17 protein-coding genes and 1 tRNA gene are annotated in these 17,790 nt (G+C 56.9%); all 18 read right to left on the minus strand.

Annotated features, from left to right (window positions below; genetic code table 11):
• Positions 1 to 8: 8 nt before the first annotated feature.
• The 18 genes from nuoH to ftsH all read right to left on the minus strand — a co-directional run bounded on the left by nuoH (position 9) and on the right by ftsH (position 17,692).
• Positions 9 to 1,058, minus strand: coding sequence for an NADH-quinone oxidoreductase subunit NuoH (gene nuoH, locus ACE3RX_RS06890; protein WP_374481694.1), 1,050 nt, complete (start codon positions 1,056 to 1,058; stop codon positions 9 to 11).
• Positions 1,058 to 3,406, minus strand: coding sequence for an NADH-quinone oxidoreductase subunit NuoG (gene nuoG, locus ACE3RX_RS06895; RefSeq protein WP_374481696.1), 2,349 nt, complete (start codon positions 3,404 to 3,406; stop codon positions 1,058 to 1,060). Before nuoG ends, nuoH begins: the two co-directional genes overlap by 1 nt.
• 7 nt (positions 3,407 to 3,413) lie before the next feature.
• On the minus strand, positions 3,414 to 4,724 hold the full coding sequence (nuoF, locus tag ACE3RX_RS06900) for an NADH-quinone oxidoreductase subunit NuoF (RefSeq protein ID WP_374481698.1): 1,311 nt from the start codon (positions 4,722 to 4,724) through the stop codon (positions 3,414 to 3,416).
• Positions 4,721 to 5,197 (minus strand): NADH-quinone oxidoreductase subunit NuoE, encoded by a 477-nt coding sequence (nuoE, locus tag ACE3RX_RS06905; RefSeq protein ID WP_374481700.1) that lies wholly within the window; start codon positions 5,195 to 5,197, stop codon positions 4,721 to 4,723. Before nuoE ends, nuoF begins: the two co-directional genes overlap by 4 nt.
• A gap of 66 nt (positions 5,198 to 5,263) precedes the next feature.
• Complete coding sequence (locus tag ACE3RX_RS06910; RefSeq protein ID WP_374481702.1) at positions 5,264 to 6,517, minus strand: NADH-quinone oxidoreductase subunit D; 1,254 nt, start codon at positions 6,515 to 6,517, stop codon at positions 5,264 to 5,266.
• Positions 6,510 to 7,112, minus strand: coding sequence for an NADH-quinone oxidoreductase subunit C (locus ACE3RX_RS06915; protein WP_374481704.1), 603 nt, complete (start codon positions 7,110 to 7,112; stop codon positions 6,510 to 6,512). Before ACE3RX_RS06915 ends, ACE3RX_RS06910 begins: the two co-directional genes overlap by 8 nt.
• 12 nt (positions 7,113 to 7,124) lie before the next feature.
• Positions 7,125 to 7,601: an NADH-quinone oxidoreductase subunit B family protein gene (locus ACE3RX_RS06920; RefSeq protein WP_169145099.1), complete on the minus strand. Its 477-nt coding sequence runs from the start codon at positions 7,599 to 7,601 to the stop codon at positions 7,125 to 7,127.
• Between the two features lie 46 nt (positions 7,602 to 7,647).
• Positions 7,648 to 8,022 carry an NADH-quinone oxidoreductase subunit A gene (ndhC, locus tag ACE3RX_RS06925; RefSeq protein ID WP_374481706.1) on the minus strand — a complete coding sequence of 125 codons (375 nt, stop codon included), beginning with the start codon at positions 8,020 to 8,022 and terminating at the stop codon, positions 7,648 to 7,650.
• A gap of 81 nt (positions 8,023 to 8,103) precedes the next feature.
• Positions 8,104 to 8,188 (minus strand) — tRNA-Leu (locus tag ACE3RX_RS06930).
• Between the two features lie 61 nt (positions 8,189 to 8,249).
• The gene (secG, locus tag ACE3RX_RS06935; RefSeq protein WP_374481708.1) at positions 8,250 to 8,600 is read right to left on the minus strand and encodes a preprotein translocase subunit SecG; all 351 of its coding nucleotides are present in this window, start codon (positions 8,598 to 8,600) and stop codon (positions 8,250 to 8,252) included.
• 21 nt (positions 8,601 to 8,621) lie between these two features.
• On the minus strand, positions 8,622 to 9,380 hold the full coding sequence (gene tpiA / locus ACE3RX_RS06940) for a triose-phosphate isomerase (RefSeq protein ID WP_374481710.1): 759 nt from the start codon (positions 9,378 to 9,380) through the stop codon (positions 8,622 to 8,624).
• Positions 9,381 to 9,483: 103 nt separating this feature from the next.
• Positions 9,484 to 10,263, minus strand: a complete 780-nt coding sequence (gene pstB / locus ACE3RX_RS06945; protein WP_374481831.1) for a phosphate ABC transporter ATP-binding protein PstB — start codon at positions 10,261 to 10,263, stop codon at positions 9,484 to 9,486.
• Positions 10,264 to 10,333: 70 nt separating this feature from the next.
• A complete protein-coding gene (pstA, locus tag ACE3RX_RS06950) occupies positions 10,334 to 11,179 on the minus strand; it encodes a phosphate ABC transporter permease PstA (RefSeq protein WP_374481712.1) in 846 nt (281 codons plus the stop codon).
• Complete coding sequence (gene pstC, locus ACE3RX_RS06955) at positions 11,179 to 12,225, minus strand: phosphate ABC transporter permease subunit PstC (RefSeq protein WP_374481714.1); 1,047 nt, start codon at positions 12,223 to 12,225, stop codon at positions 11,179 to 11,181. Before pstC ends, pstA begins: the two co-directional genes overlap by 1 nt.
• 87 nt (positions 12,226 to 12,312) lie before the next feature.
• Positions 12,313 to 13,350 carry a phosphate ABC transporter substrate-binding protein PstS gene (gene pstS / locus ACE3RX_RS06960; protein WP_374481715.1) on the minus strand — a complete coding sequence of 346 codons (1,038 nt, stop codon included), beginning with the start codon at positions 13,348 to 13,350 and terminating at the stop codon, positions 12,313 to 12,315.
• A 143-nt stretch (positions 13,351 to 13,493) separates the two neighbouring features.
• A complete protein-coding gene (glmM, locus tag ACE3RX_RS06965; RefSeq protein ID WP_374481717.1) occupies positions 13,494 to 14,846 on the minus strand; it encodes a phosphoglucosamine mutase in 1,353 nt (450 codons plus the stop codon).
• 64 nt (positions 14,847 to 14,910) lie between these two features.
• The gene (gene folP / locus ACE3RX_RS06970) at positions 14,911 to 15,732 is read right to left on the minus strand and encodes a dihydropteroate synthase (protein WP_374481719.1); all 822 of its coding nucleotides are present in this window, start codon (positions 15,730 to 15,732) and stop codon (positions 14,911 to 14,913) included.
• A 67-nt stretch (positions 15,733 to 15,799) separates the two neighbouring features.
• A complete protein-coding gene (gene ftsH / locus ACE3RX_RS06975) occupies positions 15,800 to 17,692 on the minus strand; it encodes an ATP-dependent zinc metalloprotease FtsH (protein ID WP_374481721.1) in 1,893 nt (630 codons plus the stop codon).
• Positions 17,693 to 17,790: the final 98 nt, after the last annotated feature.

Genomic DNA, 17,790 nt, shown 5'->3' on the forward strand with positions numbered 1-17,790 from the left:
CGATCCCCTTACTTCCACAACGACAACGGCGACATGATCCACACCGCAACAACGACCACCCAGAAGAGGGTCAGCGGAATGAATACCTTCCAACCCAGCCGCATGATGTGGTCGTAGCGGAAGCGCGGGAACGTTGCGCGGAACCAAAGAAACAAGAACAGAATGAACGAAATCTTCAGAGCCAGCCAGACGAAGCCATCCGGCAGGAAACTCACCGGCGAGAGCCACCCACCCAGGAACAGAATGGATGTCAGCGCGGAGATGAGGATCATGTTCGCGTATTCGCCAAGGAAGAACAACGCGAAGGCCATCCCGGAGTACTCGACCATGTGACCCGCCACGATTTCCGATTCACCTTCGACCACGTCGAACGGCGCGCGGTTGGTTTCCGCGATGCCAGAGATCAGATAGACGATGAACATCGGGAATAGCGGCAACCAGTTCCAGCTCAGGAAGCCCAAGCCCAATTCGGCGCCCTGCCCCTTGCCCTGACTCGCAACGATATCCGACAGGTTCAGGCTTGAGGAAATCATCAGTACGCAGACAAGTGCGAAACCCATCGCGATCTCGTAAGACACCATCTGAGCGGCAGCCCGCACCCCGCCCAGGAAGGCGTACTTGGAGTTGGACGCCCAACCGGCAATGATCACGCCATACACCTCGATGGAGGTGACCGCCAGAAGGAACAGCAGACCGGCATCGACATTGCCGATCACCCAACCGTCACTGAAAGGAACCACAGACCAGGCAGCCAGTGCGGGACCGAGGGCCAACACCGGACCGACGATGAAAAGCCCTTTGTTCGCTCCAGACGGAACGATGATTTCCTTCAGCAGCAATTTGACGCCGTCGGCGATCGGCTGCAGGAGACCGCGCGGACCCACGCGATTGGGACCGATACGGACCTGCATGTAACCGATCACCTTACGCTCGGCAAGCGTTAGGTAGGCCACGCAAAGGAACAGCGGTGCGATGATTCCAATGATTTTCAGCAGCGACCACACCAAGGGCCATGCACCACCAAAAAGAGTCGCTACGGGTTCGATGAAAGCATCCATCACACACGCTCCACGCTAACTTCGCCATGCAGGCCGCCCAGCGCTGACGTGTCAGCGTGCGCACCGGCCAAACAAATGCTTCCATCAACAACGCCATCATCCGCCACTACCGGGACGACAACTGCACCGCTCACGGACTTCACCTTCGCCTTGCCGCCTGCTTCCAGGCCCAGCTTCGCGACGGTGGAGACACTCGCACGCAGCACAGGAGCCTGACCATCGCGGGTCTTCTGCAACGGAGCAGAGCGACGGGCAATCGGATCCGCCGCGTAAATCGGAACGTCAGCGATACGCTCGACTCCGGCAACCGACGCTGCCAGCTCAAACGACTCGACTGCGACGAGGTTGTTGAAGCGCGAGCGCTCGGGCTGCTGTTCGACACCCAAGATGAGCTTGCGCACATCCTCGACATTGTCGAAATCGAAACCGTCGAGCCCCAGCAACTGACCAAGAACACGCAGAACCTTCCAGCCCGGACGCACCTCGCCCGCCGCTTTGACGACAGGGTAAAAAGCCTGGGCGCGACCTTCGGTATTCACGAAGATACCGGCGGTCTCAGTGAAAGGCGCAACGGGCAGCAGCACATCCGCGTAGGCGAGCGCGCTTTCCGACTTAAACGCCGAAAGCGCGATGACAGTGTCTGCCTTGCCGAGCGTCTCGAGAGCGCGCTGACCGGCCTGAGTATCCAGTTCTGCGTCGATGCCCAACAGCACATATGCCTTCAACGGCGCGGCGAGCATCTGCGCGGCAGTCTTGCCGCCCTTCGCCGGCAGGCTACCAACCAGATATCCGCCAACAGTGTTTGCGGCTTCACCGAGGATACCGAACTTACCCTTGCTGAGACGAGCGATTTCCTGTGCAACGGCCTCAATGCGCGAGGCCTCGGCGTGCTGCTGCGCGTAGTTGCCGATCCAGACCGCGACCTGCTTGCCGGAAGCAAGGCTAGCCGCCACTGCTGATGTGGCAGCGTCTGTATCGATCTTGGACGCAGCCGGGAGAAACACATCAGCAAGCGCCTGGTCGGTCTTCTGCGCGAGCTCCTTCGCGACGGCGAGGAGGCTGGCAACCACAGCCGACGGCTTCACCTGAATCTTGTTGTCGATCTTGAACTGCCAGTCGTCAAGCACTGGATTCAGCACGCTGACCTTCAAACCGCGCTTGACGGCCTGCCGCACACGCTGCGCAACGAGGGGATGATCCTTGCGGAAGAAGCTGCCAACAATGAACAGACGATCAAGCGCGCTAATGTCGGTGACGTTCAGGCCGAGCCAAGGTAGGCCCGCCCGGTGCGCATCGGCGGAAACGTCCGTCTGACGCAGACGGAAATCGATGTTGTCGGAGCCCAGGCCACGCACAACTGCCTGCAGGAGATGCAGTTCCTCGAGCGTGCTATGGGGAGACGCAAGCGCACCGATCGCATCAGCACCATGTTCGGTGCGAACCGACTTGAGACCATTCGCTACGTATTCGAGCGCGGTCTGCCAGTCTGTTTCGATCCACTTGCCGCCCTGCTTGATCTGCGGGCGGGTCAGTCTTTCCCCACCGTTCAGGGCATCGTAGGAAAAACGATCCTTATCGCTCAGCCAGCACTCATTCAGTTCTTCGTTCTCAAGCGGCAGAACACGCTTCACTACGTCATTCTTGACCTGAACAACAAGGTTGCTGCCGAGGGAATCGTGCGGACTCACCGACTTGCGACGGGACATTTCCCACGCCCGAGCGCCAAAGCGGAAAGGCTTCGAAGTCAGCGCGCCGACCGGGCACAGGTCAATGATGTTGCCAGACAATTCTGAATCGATGGTCTTCTCGACGAAGGGCATGATTTCGGCATGCTCGCCACGGAAGGCCTGGCCAAGTTCCATGAGACCGGCAATTTCAGTAGTAAACCGGACACACCGGGTGCAGTTGATGCACCGGGTCATATCCGTCGACACCAACGGGCCCAGGTCCTTGTTGCCGACGACACGCTTCTCTTCCTGATAACGGGACTCAACGCCTCCGTAACCAACCGAGAGATCCTGCAACTGACACTCACCACCCTGGTCGCAAATCGGGCAATCCAGCGGGTGGTTGATCAGCAGGAATTCCATCACCCCCTTCTGCGCCTTTACCGCCTGCTCGGAATGGGTCCACACCTTCATCCCATTGGTAACCGGCGTCGCGCAGGCTGGCAAGGGCTTCGGTGCCTTCTCGACCTGAACGAGACACATGCGGCAATTAGCCGCAATGGAGAGCTTCTTGTGGTAGCAGAAATGCGGCACATAGGCGCCGACCTTGGAGGCAGCCTCCATGACGGTGCTACCGTCCGGAACCTGCAACTGCTTTCCGTCAATTTCGATTTCTAGCATGTCGAGCCTACGCTACGTAAATCTTGCTGCCTTCGCGCTGTACTTCCTGCGGGACAAGGCATTTCTTATGTTCGATATGGAATGCGAACTCGTCGCCGAAGTGCTTGATGAAACTCTGCACAGGCATCGATGCCGCATCACCCAGAGCGCAAATCGTACGGCCCATGATGTTGGCCGTGACACTATTCAGAAGATCCAGATCGTCCGGCCGTCCGAGACCGTTCTCGATACGGTGAACAACCCGGTACAGCCAACCAGTGCCTTCCCGGCACGGGGTACATTGACCGCACGATTCTTCAAAATAGAAATAGGACAGACGCTCCAGGGCCTTCACCATGCAGGTGCTTTCGTCCATGACGATCACCGCGCCAGACCCGAGCATCGAACCCGCCTTGGAGATCGAGTCGTAGTCCATCGTGCAATCCATCATCACGGAAGCAGGCAGCACCGGGGCCGACGAGCCGCCGGGGATGACAGCCTTTAGCTTGCGACCACCGCGCACGCCTCCCGCCATCTCGAGCAGATCTGCAAACGGGGTCCCCAGTGGGATCTCGTAATTGCCCGGCTTGTTCACGTGACCGGAGACCGAGAAGAGCTTGGTGCCACCGTTATTCGGTTTGCCTAGCGCCAGGAACGCATCGCCACCCTCGCGGATGATGTATGGGATGGACGCAAAAGTCTCGGTGTTGTTGATCGTGGTCGGCTTACCGTACAGACCAAAGCTAGCGGGAAATGGCGGCTTGAATCGAGGCTGCCCCTTCTTGCCTTCGATCGACTCGAGCAGGGCTGTTTCCTCGCCGCAGATGTAGGCACCGTAGCCGTGGTGGGCGAACAGATCAAAACTGAAATCCGAACCCAGAATGTTCTTGCCCAACAGCCCGGCTTCACGTGCTTCCTGCAGAGCCTCTTCGAAACGGGTATAGACTTCGAAAATCTCGCCATGAATATAGTTGTAACCCCGCTCACAGCCCATCGCATAACCCGCGATGATCATGCCTTCAATAACGGCATGGGGGTTGTAGCGAAGAATATCCCTGTCCTTGAAGGTGCCCGGCTCGCCTTCGTCGGAATTGCAGGCCAGATATTTCGCACCAGGGAAAGCGCGCGGCATGAAGCTCCACTTCAGCCCGGTCGGGAAGCCCGCACCGCCACGGCCACGCAGAGATGATTTTTTCACCTCACCGATGACATGGTCGGCGGAAAGCTTCTCGGCAATGATCTTCTTAAGCGCGTCATAGCCACCACGCTTGATGTAATCGGCCAGACGCCAAGTACGGTCACCGTCGAGACCGGAAAGAATAATTCCTTGAGAACTCATTTTTTCAGATCTTCGAGCAATTGATCGATTTTCTCTTCCGTCATCCAGCTGCACATCCGGTGATTATTCACCAGAAGTACCGGCGCATCGCCACAGGCCCCCATGCACTCACCCTCTTTGAGGGTGAACTTGCCGTCAGGTGTCGTTTCATTGAAGTCGATACCCAGACGCTTCTTGATGTAATCCGCAGCATGTACGCCACCGGACAACGCACAAGGCAGGTTGGTGCAAACCGTAATCTTGCGGGCACCAACCGGCGACAAGTCGTACATGTTGTAGAAGCTGGCCACCTCGAATACAGCAATAGCCGGCATTTCGAGGTACTTGGCTACAAATTCGATGGTCTCGCTGGACAGCCAGCCTTTCTCTTCTTGCGCAATTCTGAGCGCTGACATAGAAGCGGACTGCTTTTGATCAGGAGGATACTTAGCGATCTCTTGATCAATTTTCTTCAAGGATTCCGGACTCAGCATTTTTTGTGTCTACTGCCAGCAGAATTACGATATGACTAGGGCAACCACGGACTTCAACGAAACCGGTCAGCGGTCGACGTCACCAAACACGATATCCATGGTGCCGATAATGGCCACCACGTCGGCAATCATGTGCCCCCTGGACATTTCGTCCATCGCGGAAAGGTGTGCAAAACCCGGAGAGCGCAGCTTCAAGCGATAAGGCTTGTTGGCGCCATCGGAAACTGCGTACACGCCGAACTCACCCTTCGGATGCTCTACAGGCGCGTACACTTCCCCAGCTGGAACGTGCATGCCTTCGGTAAACAGCTTGAAGTGGTGAATCAACTCCTCCATGCTGCCCTTCATGCGCTCCCGGGAAGGCGGCGCAACCTTGTGGTTGCCGGAGATGACCGGACCAGGATTCTTGCGCAGCCAGTCGATACACTGCTTCAGAATACGGTTCGACTGCCGCATCTCTTCGATACGGCACAGGTAACGGTCATAGCAGTCACCCTCTACACCAACCGGGATATCGAAATCCAACTGGTCGTAAACCTCGTACGGCTGCTTCTTGCGAATATCCCACTCGATACCCGACCCCCGCAGCATCACACCGGAGAAACCCAGAGCGAGCGCTCTTTCGGGGGACACGACACCGATGCCGACAGTCCGCTGCTTCCAGATACGGTTATCGCTCAGCAGCGTCTCGTATTCGTCAACATACTTCGGAAAACGATTGGCAAAATCTTCCAGAAAATCGAGCAAGGAGCCCTGCCGATTTTCATTCAGTTCGGAGACGGTCTTGGCGCTCTTCCACTTGGAGACTTCGTACTGAGGCATGCGATCAGGAAGATCACGGTAAACGCCGCCAGGCCGATAATAGGCCGCATGCATCCGCGCGCCGGACACGGCCTCGTAAGCATCCATCAGATCTTCACGCTCACGGAAAGTGTACAGCACCATAGTCATGGCGCCGATATCGAGAGCGTGGGTACCCACGGCAAGCAGGTGATTCAGGATTCGGGTAATCTCATCGAACATAACCCGGATGTACTGAGCACGAAGCGGCACTTCGAGACCAAGCAGGCGCTCGATTGCCATACAGTAAGCATGCTCATTACACATCATCGACACATAGTCGAGACGATCCATGTAAGGAACGGATTGCACCCAAGTGCGCGTTTCGGCGAGTTTCTCGGTGCCGCGATGCAGCAAGCCAATATGCGGATCCGCACGCTCGACGACTTCGCCGTCGAGTTCAAGAACCAGCCGGAGCACACCATGCGCAGATGGGTGCTGAGGACCGAAGTTGATTGTGTAGTTGCGGATCTCAGCCATTTCCGACATTCCCATAGTTCTCGTCACGCACGATACGTGGCGTATTTTCCCGCGGCTCGATCGTCACCGGCTGGTAAATTACCCGCCCAAGCTCCTGGTCGTAGCGCATTTCCACGTAACCCGTAACAGGAAAATCCTTTCGGAAGGGATAACCAACAAAACCATAGTCAGTAAGGATCCGACGCAGGTCCGGGTGACCCACAAAGGTAATACCGAACAGATCGAAGGCTTCCCGCTCGAACCAGTTGGCGCTGGGCCACAATTCGACCAAGGATTGCAGGACAGGGAAAGAATCGTCCTCAGCAAAGGTACGCAGGCGAAGGCGCTGGTTATTGCTGACGGAAAGAAGGTGGACCGAGACCGCGAAGCGCGCAGGCGCTTCAACACCGGAATAGGACGAATAGTCCAGACCTGTCAGGTCAACCAACAGCTCGAAGCGGAACTCGGGGTCATCCCGAAGCGCCTGAGCGACGGACAAATAATCAGCAGCTGCAACAACCACCGTCACCTCATTGCGGTCGACGACGACTTGCTTCAGCTGCTCACCAAATCGGTTTGCCAGCGACTGGCTGAGGCGCTCAAGTTTCTCACTCATGATGGTCAGCAATCAGCGAGCAATCGTGCATTCGCGCTTGATCTTGTTCTGCAGCTGAACAATTCCATAAAGCAGCGCTTCGGCGGTAGGAGGACATCCAGGCACATAAACATCAACCGGAACAATCCGGTCACAGCCACGGACGACGGAGTACGAATAGTGGTAATAGCCGCCACCGTTCGCACAAGACCCCATCGAGATAACCCAACGAGGCTCGGACATTTGGTCGTAGACCTTACGCAGAGCGGGGGCCATCTTGTTGCAAAGGGTGCCTGCAACAATCATCAGATCAGACTGACGCGGACTAGGCCGAAACACCACTCCAAAACGGTCAAGGTCATAGCGGGAACACCCGGCATGAATCATCTCAACCGCACAGCAAGCGAGACCGAAGGTCATCGGCCACAGGGAACCCGTGCGAGTCCAGTTGATTACCGTATCAAGCGAAGTGGTTACAAACCCTTCCTTGAAGACACCTTCGATACTCATAGACACCCTTCAAGCAACAATTCACCGCCCAAGGCAACCGGACAATTTATTCCCAGTCCAGAGCACCCTTTTTCCAGACATAGACATAGCCCAGAAGCAGAATACCGAGAAAGACGACCATCTCGAAAAACCCGAAAAGCCGGATGCTTTCGTTTTCCGCAATCTCCCGAAGAATGGTTGCCCACGGAAAAAGAAATGCGATTTCGAGATCAAACAGAATGAAAAGAATGGCCAGAAGATAGTAACGCACATCAAACTTGATACGCGCATCTTCAAAAGGCTCAAAGCCGCACTCAAAGGGAGAGAGCTTTTCAGCATCAGGCTTACTGGGACCGAGAACCCAGCCTGCGACTATAGGAATCAAACCAAACGCAGCCGCAAACAGGATAAAAACAAGAACTGGAAAATATACTTCCAACATACCTGACCCCCGCAACCGCAAGCAGTGATTAGTGCCGCCTGCAAGCAAACGCCCGCATTCGCGGGCGACTAGCTTAATCTATGGTGCCGACGATGAGACTCGAACTCATACGGCTTTCGCCACTACCCCCTCAAGATAGCGTGTCTACCAATTTCACCACGTCGGCTGTTTGTTTGACGCCGGAAATTATAAGGCAATCACCCCCCAGCGCCAAGCATTACTTTGATTTATCGGGGAATGTCCTTGGACTTAGAGTCCTGACTTTCTCCCGCCGCCGGCACCGCAGGGGCAGCAGCCGGAGCAACACCATCCATCACACTCTTTGCTGCAGGCACCTTCTGGCCGGCAAGATAGCTAAGACTAAGGCTGGTCACAAAGAACACCGCAGCAAGAATGCCAGTCGTGCGACTCAGAAAATTAGCAGACCCAGACGACCCAAAGAGACTTCCGGATGCACCACTGCCAAAAGCGGCCCCCATATCAGCCCCCTTGCCATGCTGCATGAGAACCAGACCAATCACGCCAAGCCCTGCAAGCACATGCACAACGAGTACCACAGAAAAAAACACACCACTCATCAAAATCTCCAGCTAGATAACCTATGCCGCAACCAAAGCCGCCGCACGACAAATTTCCGAAAAAGCCGCCGCCACCAAGGACGCACCGCCCACCAAACCCCCATCGATGTCGGGCTGAGCAAACAGTGTCGGCGCGCTCTCCGCACTCACACTGCCGCCGTAGAGAATTCGCACCCCAGCCGCAGCAACGCCCGCAGCCTCCAGTCGCCCCCGAATAAAACGGTGCATGGCCTGAGCCTGATCCGGTGACGCCACACGACCGGTTCCGATTGCCCATACCGGCTCGTAAGCCACCACCAACTCAGCTGCAGCCGCAACACCCAAGGCCTCCACAACACTCGCCACCTGAGCTCCGACAACAACTTCAGCCTCACCACACTCACGCTGCGCGAGGGTCTCCCCCACGCACAGGATCGGCTTCAAGCCTGCCGCCAGCGCTGCCCTGAGTTTGGCTGCCACAACCTCGTCCGTCTCACCAAAAAGGCTACGACGCTCCGAATGCCCAACGATCACCCAGTCACAACCGAGATCCGCGAGCATTGACGGACTCACTTCACCGGTATAAGCCCCCGCATCAAAAGCGCTGACGTTCTGTGCGCCGAGCGAAATCCGAGCACCCGCCAATGCTCGCCCGACCTGCTCCAGATACGGGAAAGGCGGACAAACAGCCACATCAATCCTGCCCCCCACATCCTCTTCCAGCAACCCAGAAAGAAGACCCTCATTCTGGGCACGGCTGCCGTTCATCTTCCAGTTGCCAACTACGAGCTTTTTCCTCACCTTAGGCACCAGGCTAAATTTTTCGATTCTATCTTCACGACATCAAAACGTCAAAAAGGCCGGCATGTGCCGGCCTTCCGATCTTACCTTGGCGACGAACTCGTCAACCGAAGCGCCCCGTGATGTAGTCCTCGGTTTCCTTACGCTTAGGCTTGATGAAGATCTCATCGGTAAGGCCAAACTCGACCAGCTCCCCAAGATACATGTAGGCGGTATAGTCAGACACCCGTGCCGCCTGCTGCATGTTGTGGGTCACGATGGCAATCGTGTACTCGCTCTTCAGTTCGTGCACGAGCTCCTCGACCTTGGCAGTGGAGATCGGGTCGAGAGCCGAGGTCGGCTCATCAAGAAGCAGGACCTCCGGCTTGACCGCAACGCCACGCGCAATGCAAAGACGCTGCTGCTGCCCACCGGACAGCGACAGCCCGCTCTGGTTCAGCTTCCCCTTCACCTCATCCCACAGCGCAGCCTTACGCAAAGCCCACTCAACGCGGTTGTCCATGTCAGCCCGCGAAAGGCTCTCGTAAAGGCGAACACCGAAAGCAATGTTTTCGTAGATCGACATCGGAAACGGCGTCGGCTTCTGGAACACCATCCCAACCTTGGCTCTCAGTGCATTCACGTCCTGATTAGGATCCAACACATTCTTGCCGTTCAGAAGGATCTCGCCAGTCGCCCTCTGTCCCGGGTAAAGATCGTACATCCGGTTGAGCGTGCGTAACAGCGTCGACTTACCGCAGCCGGAAGGGCCAATGAAGGCGGTAACCATACCTTCATGGATATCCAAATTGATATGCTTCAGCCCCTGGAAGGATCCATAGAAAAAGTCGAGATTACGGATGCGGATTTTCGGAGCTTGCTCCGACCCCGTCGCCTGCGACATTTGCTCGCCCCGCAACTGCGAGAAAGACATGTCACGCGCGGTTACTGCAGAAGATTGCATGATGAATTTCCTAGATCTTTTTGCGGAACAAGGTGCGAACAACGATGTTCAGGCACAGCACCCCAAAAGTAATGATGACCGCACCACCCCAGGCGAGCGAATTCCAGTTTTCATACGGGCTCATAGCAAACTGGAAGATGACAACCGGAAGGTTGGCCATGGGCGCATTCAGGTCCACGCTGGTGAACTGGTTGTTCAGAGCAGTAAACAGGAGCGGTGCCGTCTCCCCACTAACCCGCGCCAGAGCCAGGAGAATGCCGGTCAGGACGCCCGCCTTGGCAGCGCGCAGCACCACATGAAGCACCACCTTCCAGCGCGGCGCCCCAAGCGCGGCCGCTGCCTCGCGGAGACTAGCCGGAACAAGATTGAGCATATTCTCCGTCGTTCTGACCACCACCGGAATTGCAATGAGCGTCAGCGCCAGCGAACCCGCCCACCCCGAGAAGTGCTGCACCTGCGCTACATACACGGTGTATATGAATACGCCAATCACAATTGAAGGCGCAGACAAAAGAATGTCGTTGATGAAACGGGTGGCAGGCGCCAGCCAGCCTTTACGGCCGTATTCGGACAGATAAATGCCCGCCAGAATACCAATCGGCGTGGCAATGAATGTAGCGGCACCAACCATCATCACACTGCCAATAATGGCATTGGAAAGCCCCCCTTCGGAGCCCGGAGCAGGCGTAGGCTGGACAAACAAGCTCAAGCTCAGCGCACCAACCCCCTTGTAGAGCAGCACGATGAGAATCCAGGCGAGAAAGCCCATTCCGATGCCCATCGCCAGCATCGAGAGAACCAACGCAATCCGGTTTGTACGCGCGCGCTTCCGATAAAGAGCGGACGAATCAATCATCAGGTTTTCTCCCCTTCCATGCGACCAAGACGCATCAGAAGCAGCTTCGAGAGCGCCAGCACGACAAAAGTCACGAAGAACAAAATGAGCCCTAGCTCAATCAGCGAAGCAACGTGCAGATCCGATGCAGCCTCGGCAAACTCGTTGGCCAGCGTAGAGGCGATGCTATTGCCAGCCTCATACAGTGATGGACTGATACGGTGGGCATTGCCAATCACAAAGGTGACTGCCATCGTCTCACCCAGTGCGCGCCCCAGGCCAAGCATCACCCCGCCAATTACACCTACACGCGTGTATGGCAACACGACGTTCCAGACAACCTCCCAGGTCGTGGCCCCAAGGCCGTAGGCCGACTCCTTGAGAATCCCGGGCACGACTTCGAACACATCCCGCATAACAGATGCAATGAAGGGGATAACCATCACGGCCAGAATCAAACCAGCCGAGAGGATACCGATACCGTTCTGCGGCCCCTGAAACAAGCTCCCCACAAAAGGGATATTACCGAGCGTCATAGACAGCGCCGGCTGGACATAATCAGCAAACAGAGGCGCAAAGACAAACAATCCCCACATGCCGTAGATGATGCTCGGGACAGCCGCCAGCAACTCGACGGCAATGCCCAGCGGGCTACGCAAGGCAGGCGGACACAGCTCAGTCAGAAACACCGCGATTCCAAAGCTAACGGGAATGGCAACAACCAGCGCGATAATGGAGGTGCTAAGGGTTCCATATACGGAAATGAGGCCACCAAACTTGTCGGTAACCGGATTCCACTCCGAACTGAACGGAAAACCGAAACCGAATTCCTTGATTGCTGGCCATGCGCCATAAAGCAAAGAGCCGAGAATTGCCGCCAGAATTGCCAGAACGGAGAACGCAAAGAAACGCGTGGTCTGATGGAACAACGCATCCTGGAAACGCTGGGCACGCATGCGATCCTTCGGCGGCTCGGGTTGCTTTACACCCGACACGGATTCAGCAAGACCGGCAACACCGCCGGCCGCCGCACCGCCGGCGCCTAACACAGAACTATTGGAAGACATTGCAGCTTACCGTTTTAAATCTAGCAAACAAAACGGATGGACGAGCGGCGGCTCCGCCCCTCATCCATCCCGTCTAATTGGAACTGCTTACTTCCAAACCGGGTGACCCGAAGCATCCTTCAGGTTCGCACGCCACGCAGCATCGATCTGCTTGACGAGGGCGGCAGGCAATGCCACGTAATCCAACTCCTCGGCAGTCTTCTGGCCGCTCTTGAAAGCCCAGTCAAAGAACTTCAGTACTTCAGCACCCTTGGCCGCATCTGCCTGCACCTTATGCATCAGCACAAAGCTCGCACCAGTGATCGGCCAGCTGGTCTTGCCAGGCTGCTCGGTCAGGATCTCACCAAAACCCGGAACCTTGCTCCACTCGGCATACGCAGCGGCAGCCTGGAAGGTCAGGTCATCCGGCTGCACATACTCGCCTGCCTTGTTCTTGAGGGACAGGTGGATCATCTTGTTCTTCTTGGCGTAGGCGTATTCCACGTAGCCGATACCGCCCTTGATGCGCTGAACATAGGAAGCCACACCTTCATTGCCCTTGCCGCCAACACCTTCCGGCCACTGGACAGCAGTACCCATTCCAACCTTATCCTTCCACTCCACACTCACCTTGGAAAGGTAGTTGGTGAAAAGGAAGGTGGTACCAGAGCCATCGGCGCGACGAACCACGGTGATGTTTTCGTCCGGCAGCTTTACGCCGGCATTAAGGGCGACGATCGCCGGGTCGTTCCACTTCTTGACCTTGCCGAGGTAGATATCGGCAAGCAGCGCTCCCGTCATCTTCATGCTGCCAGGTGCGACACCATCCAGATTAACAACGGGAACAACACCGCCGATGACAGCCGGAAACTGCACCAGCCCATCCTTCTCAAGCTCTTCCGCCTTAAGCGGCATGTCCGAAGCACCGAAATCAACCGTCTTGGCTTTGATCTGCTTGATGCCACCGCCAGAGCCAATGGACTGGTAGTTCAGACCGACACTTGTCTTAGCCTTATAGGCCTCAGCCCACTTGGAATAGATGGGGTATGGAAAAGTGGCGCCAGCACCGGTGATATCGGCGGCCTGAACGACGGCGGCACCCCCCAGAGCGACAACGAACGAACAGGCACGAACGAAACCTTGCATGAAATTCTCCATCGTAGAGACGAACTGCGAAACAGCTGGATATACACAAACCAACCACACCAAAAGCACACATGCACTCTCGGGACAGATCGAATTCTACGATTGGAAAATTTCAGATTTGTGACATGTTGCGATGCAGCATGTCACATTGCCGCACTGCGCACGACCTCCGCCAATCCGTGAGCGATACGATCGACGACCGTCGCATCACTACCCTCGACCATGACCCGCAACAACGGCTCCGTTCCCGATGGCCTCAGAAGCACGCGGCCCTGCGACCCAAGTTCACGGGTCGCTATGTCGACAGCAAGCCTGATTTCGTCGGACTCCGTCCAGACAAACCCCGGATTGATGCGGACGTTGATGAGTCGCTGCGGATAGAACTCCAGATCAGCGCACATCTCCTTCAGCGACACCGCTTGCTGGCGAAGCGCTGCCAGCACTTGAAGCCCAGCGATGATTCCATCACCGGTCGTGTGCCGGTCCAGGCAGATGATGTGCCCGGAATTTTCCCCGCCAATGCGCCAGCCCTTCTCGTGCATCAGTTCAAGCACATATCGATCGCCAACCTTGGCACGGGCGAAAGGCAAGCCCAGCCTGCCAATCGCATGCTCGAAACCTAGATTGCTCATCAAGGTACCGACGACCCCGCCACGAACGCCAGCCTGACAAGCGGCCTTGGCGATGACGTAGAGCAACTTGTCTCCGTCGTAGATATTGCCTTCGGCATCCGCCATCACAATACGGTCACCGTCCCCATCGAGGGAGATCCCGAGATCAGCGCCGCTCTTGAGCACGGCATCGCGGATACTGGCAGGCGCTGTCGCACCCACACCGTCATTGATATTGGTGCCATTAGGCTCCACACCAACCAATACAGTTTCAGCCCCCAGCTCATGGAAGACCTTCGGCGCAACCATGTATGCAGCCCCATGCGCACAATCCAGCGCAATCTTCAGGCCTCGCAAGTCCAGCTCATTGGGGAATGTATTCTTGCAGAACTCGACATAACGCCCTCTTGCGTCGTCGATTCGGCGCGCCTTGCCCAAAAACGCAGAGGGTTCACACCCCATCGGTTCGTCAAGACGCGCTTCGATCTCCAACTCCACGGCATCCGGCAGCTTGGTGCCCGCGGCACTGAAGAACTTGATGCCGTTATCTTCGAATGGATTGTGAGATGCTGAAATCACCACGCCCACCTGGAGGCGTAGCGCACGGGTCAGATAGGCAATCGCCGGCGTCGGCAAGGGGCCTGCCAGATAGACGTCCACACCAGCCGCGGAAAAGCCGGCCTCCAGAGCCGACTCCAGCATGTACCCCGAAATGCGGGTGTCCTTGCCAATGATCACGGCAGGACGCTCTCCCTGACGCAACTGCTCGTGCGCAACCAATGTCTTGCCGGCAGCATATCCAAGCCGCAGACAGAAATCCGGTGTAATCGGCAGTTCGCCGACACGACCGCGCACGCCATCCGTTCCAAAATAACGTCGAGACATCGCTCCCCCGTTTGTACCTGATCACAAAGGCGTTAATGGTGCTTCGCCCGCATGCGCTAGGCAATCAGCGAAGTCGATCCCACAAACGCAAGACATCACGCGTGGCCCCCACATCATGCGTTCGCACAATTCTGGCGCCGTTCTGCACCGCCACTAGGGCTGCGGCAGCACCAATGACTAATCTATCCCCCACCGGCCGGCCGCTGATCTCTCCCAGCATGGTTTTGCGGGACATTCCGACGAGAAGCGGGAATCCATCATCCCTCAACAGCGCCAAAGCCTTAAGCAAGGCCACATTGTGAGCGAGCGTCTTCCCAAAGCCAAAACCCGGATCCACGACGATCCGCTCCACAGCAACTCCCGCCTTCCGCAGTACGCCAACCCGTTGATCCAGAAAAGACCGCACGTCCTGCAGGACGTCGCCATAAGACGGCGAAACTTGCATTGTGCCCGGCTCTCCCTGCATGTGCATCACACACAGGGCAACCTTGCTGTCCTTCACCGCCTCCAGCGCACCGGGAGCCCTAAACGCGGCGATGTCGTTGATCATGTCCGCACCGGCGGCGATGGACTCACGCATCACCGCAGACTTCACCGTATCTACAGAGATTGGTAGACCTAGAGGCACAAGAGCTTCGACAACCGGCAGCACGCGATCCAACTCTTCTTGCTCAGAGACGGACTGCGCCCCCGGACGTGATGACTCGCCACCAATATCAAGAAAATCGGCGCCTTCGGCAACAGCCTGCTCGGCAGCCCGCAGTGCTGCATCCCGGCTCAAGTAGCCAGGCCCTGAAAAGGAGTCGGGCGTCACATTGATGATCGCCATGATCCGCGGTTCGTCGAGGTCCACTTCGAACCGGCCGCAAACGAGTACTGAAGACATATCTTCTCTTTAAATAAAAGGGCCGGCTCACAAGAGCCGGCCCGCAATCAAACCGGAAACCTGAAACTCAGGCAGCAGGCGCCGCAGCCGTCGGCGCGGCCCCCGTGCTGTCATCACTCGGGCGCTTCGGGGGTTGGGACGAGGGCTTGGGAGGACGCGGTGTGCGTCCCGCCATGATGTCGTCAATCTGATCCGCGTCAATGGTTTCCATCTCGAGCAGCGCCGCCGTCATCGCTTCAACCTTGTCCCGACTTTCCTCGATCAGGCGTCGAGCCAGCGCGTACTGCTGATCCAGAATCCGACGGATCTCGGCGTCGACCTTCTGGAGCGTCGCCTCAGACATGTTTTTATGCGTCGTGACGGAGCGTCCGAGGAAAACCTCACCCTCCTCTTCACCGTATACCATCGGCCCGAGGTTGTCGGACATCCCCCACTGCGTCACCATCCGGCGAGCCAGATCCGTCGCTCGCTGAAAGTCGTTCGATGCGCCCGTCGTCATCTGATTCATGAAGATCTCTTCGGCAATCCGTCCGCCGAAGAGGACCGCAATGGTCTGCAGCAGCCGCTCGCGATCCTGACTGTAGCGGTCCTGCTCTGGCAACTGCATCGTCACACCAAGTGCCCGGCCGCGCGGAATAATAGTGACCTTGTGGACCGGATCGGTCTTGGTCAAGCACTTGGCAACAATCGCATGACCCGATTCGTGATACGCCGTATTCCGACGCTCCTCCTCCGGCATGACCATGGACCGGCGTTCGGCGCCCATCATGATCTTGTCCTTGGCACGCTCGAAATCATCCATATCCACCAGCCGCTTGTTACCACGCGCAGCAAACAGCGCCGCCTCGTTCACAAGGTTGGCGAGGTCCGCACCGGCAAAGCCCGGGCAACCACGAGCGAGGATCAACGCATCGACGTCCGGAGCAATCGGAACCTTGCGCATATGAACGCGCAGGATCTGCTCGCGCCCCCGGATATCTGGCAGCGGAACCACGACCTGACGATCGAAACGGCCCGGACGCAACAAAGCCGGGTCAAGTACATCAGGACGGTTGGTCGCTGCGATTACGATGACGCCCGACACACCTTCGAAACCATCCATTTCAACAAGCAACTGGTTCAGGGTCTGCTCACGCTCATCGTTGCCGCCACCAAGACCAGCGCCCCGCTGACGCCCCACCGCATCGATTTCATCGATGAAGATGATGCACGGTGCCTGCTTTTTGGCCTGCTCGAACATGTCACGAACACGCGCGGCACCGACACCGACGAACATCTCCACGAAATCGGAACCGGAAATCGAAAAGAACGGAACTTTGGCTTCGCCCGCGATCGCTTTCGCCAACAAGGTTTTGCCGGTACCCGGGGAGCCAACCATCAGCACGCCCTTAGGAATATGACCGCCCAGTTTCTGGAACTTGGACGGGTCGCGGAGAAACTCGACGAGTTCCCCGACCTCCTCCTTGGCTTCATCGCAACCCGCAACATCCGCAAAGGTAACCGTATTGGCGGTCTCGTCCAGCATCTTCGCCTTTGATTTTCCGAAGGAAAACGCCCCGCCCCGCCCGCCACCCTGCATCTGGCGCATGAAGAACACCCACACACCGATGAGCAGGATCATCGGGAACCAGGATACGAAGATGTTCATCAGGAAGGACTGCTCTTCCTCTGGCTTCGAAGCCGTGACCTTCACGCCATAACGCATCAGGTCGCCAACCATCCAGATATCCTGAACGCCCGGCGTGTACACGGTGATCTGGCGACCATCCTGGGTCGTGGCACGTACGGTGCGCCCATCCACAACCGCCTTGGAAATCTTGCCCTGCTTCGCGTCCTCCATGAACTGGGAGTACTCGACCGAATTCTGGGCCGCCTGACGATTGTTGAACTGGTTGAAGACCGTCATCAAAACGACGCCGATCACCAACCAGATCGCGAGATTCTTGAATAGATTGTTCAAAACGATTCCTTGAAAGCCCGACTGGGGCCACAGCCTAGTTGACTGATTCTATGTCTGATCGTTCGCAGGATCAAATGATCGTAACCATAGCCTGAAGC

It is taken from the genome of Zoogloea sp. (genome assembly GCF_041914405.1).
GTDB lineage: Bacteria > Pseudomonadota > Gammaproteobacteria > Burkholderiales > Rhodocyclaceae > Zoogloea.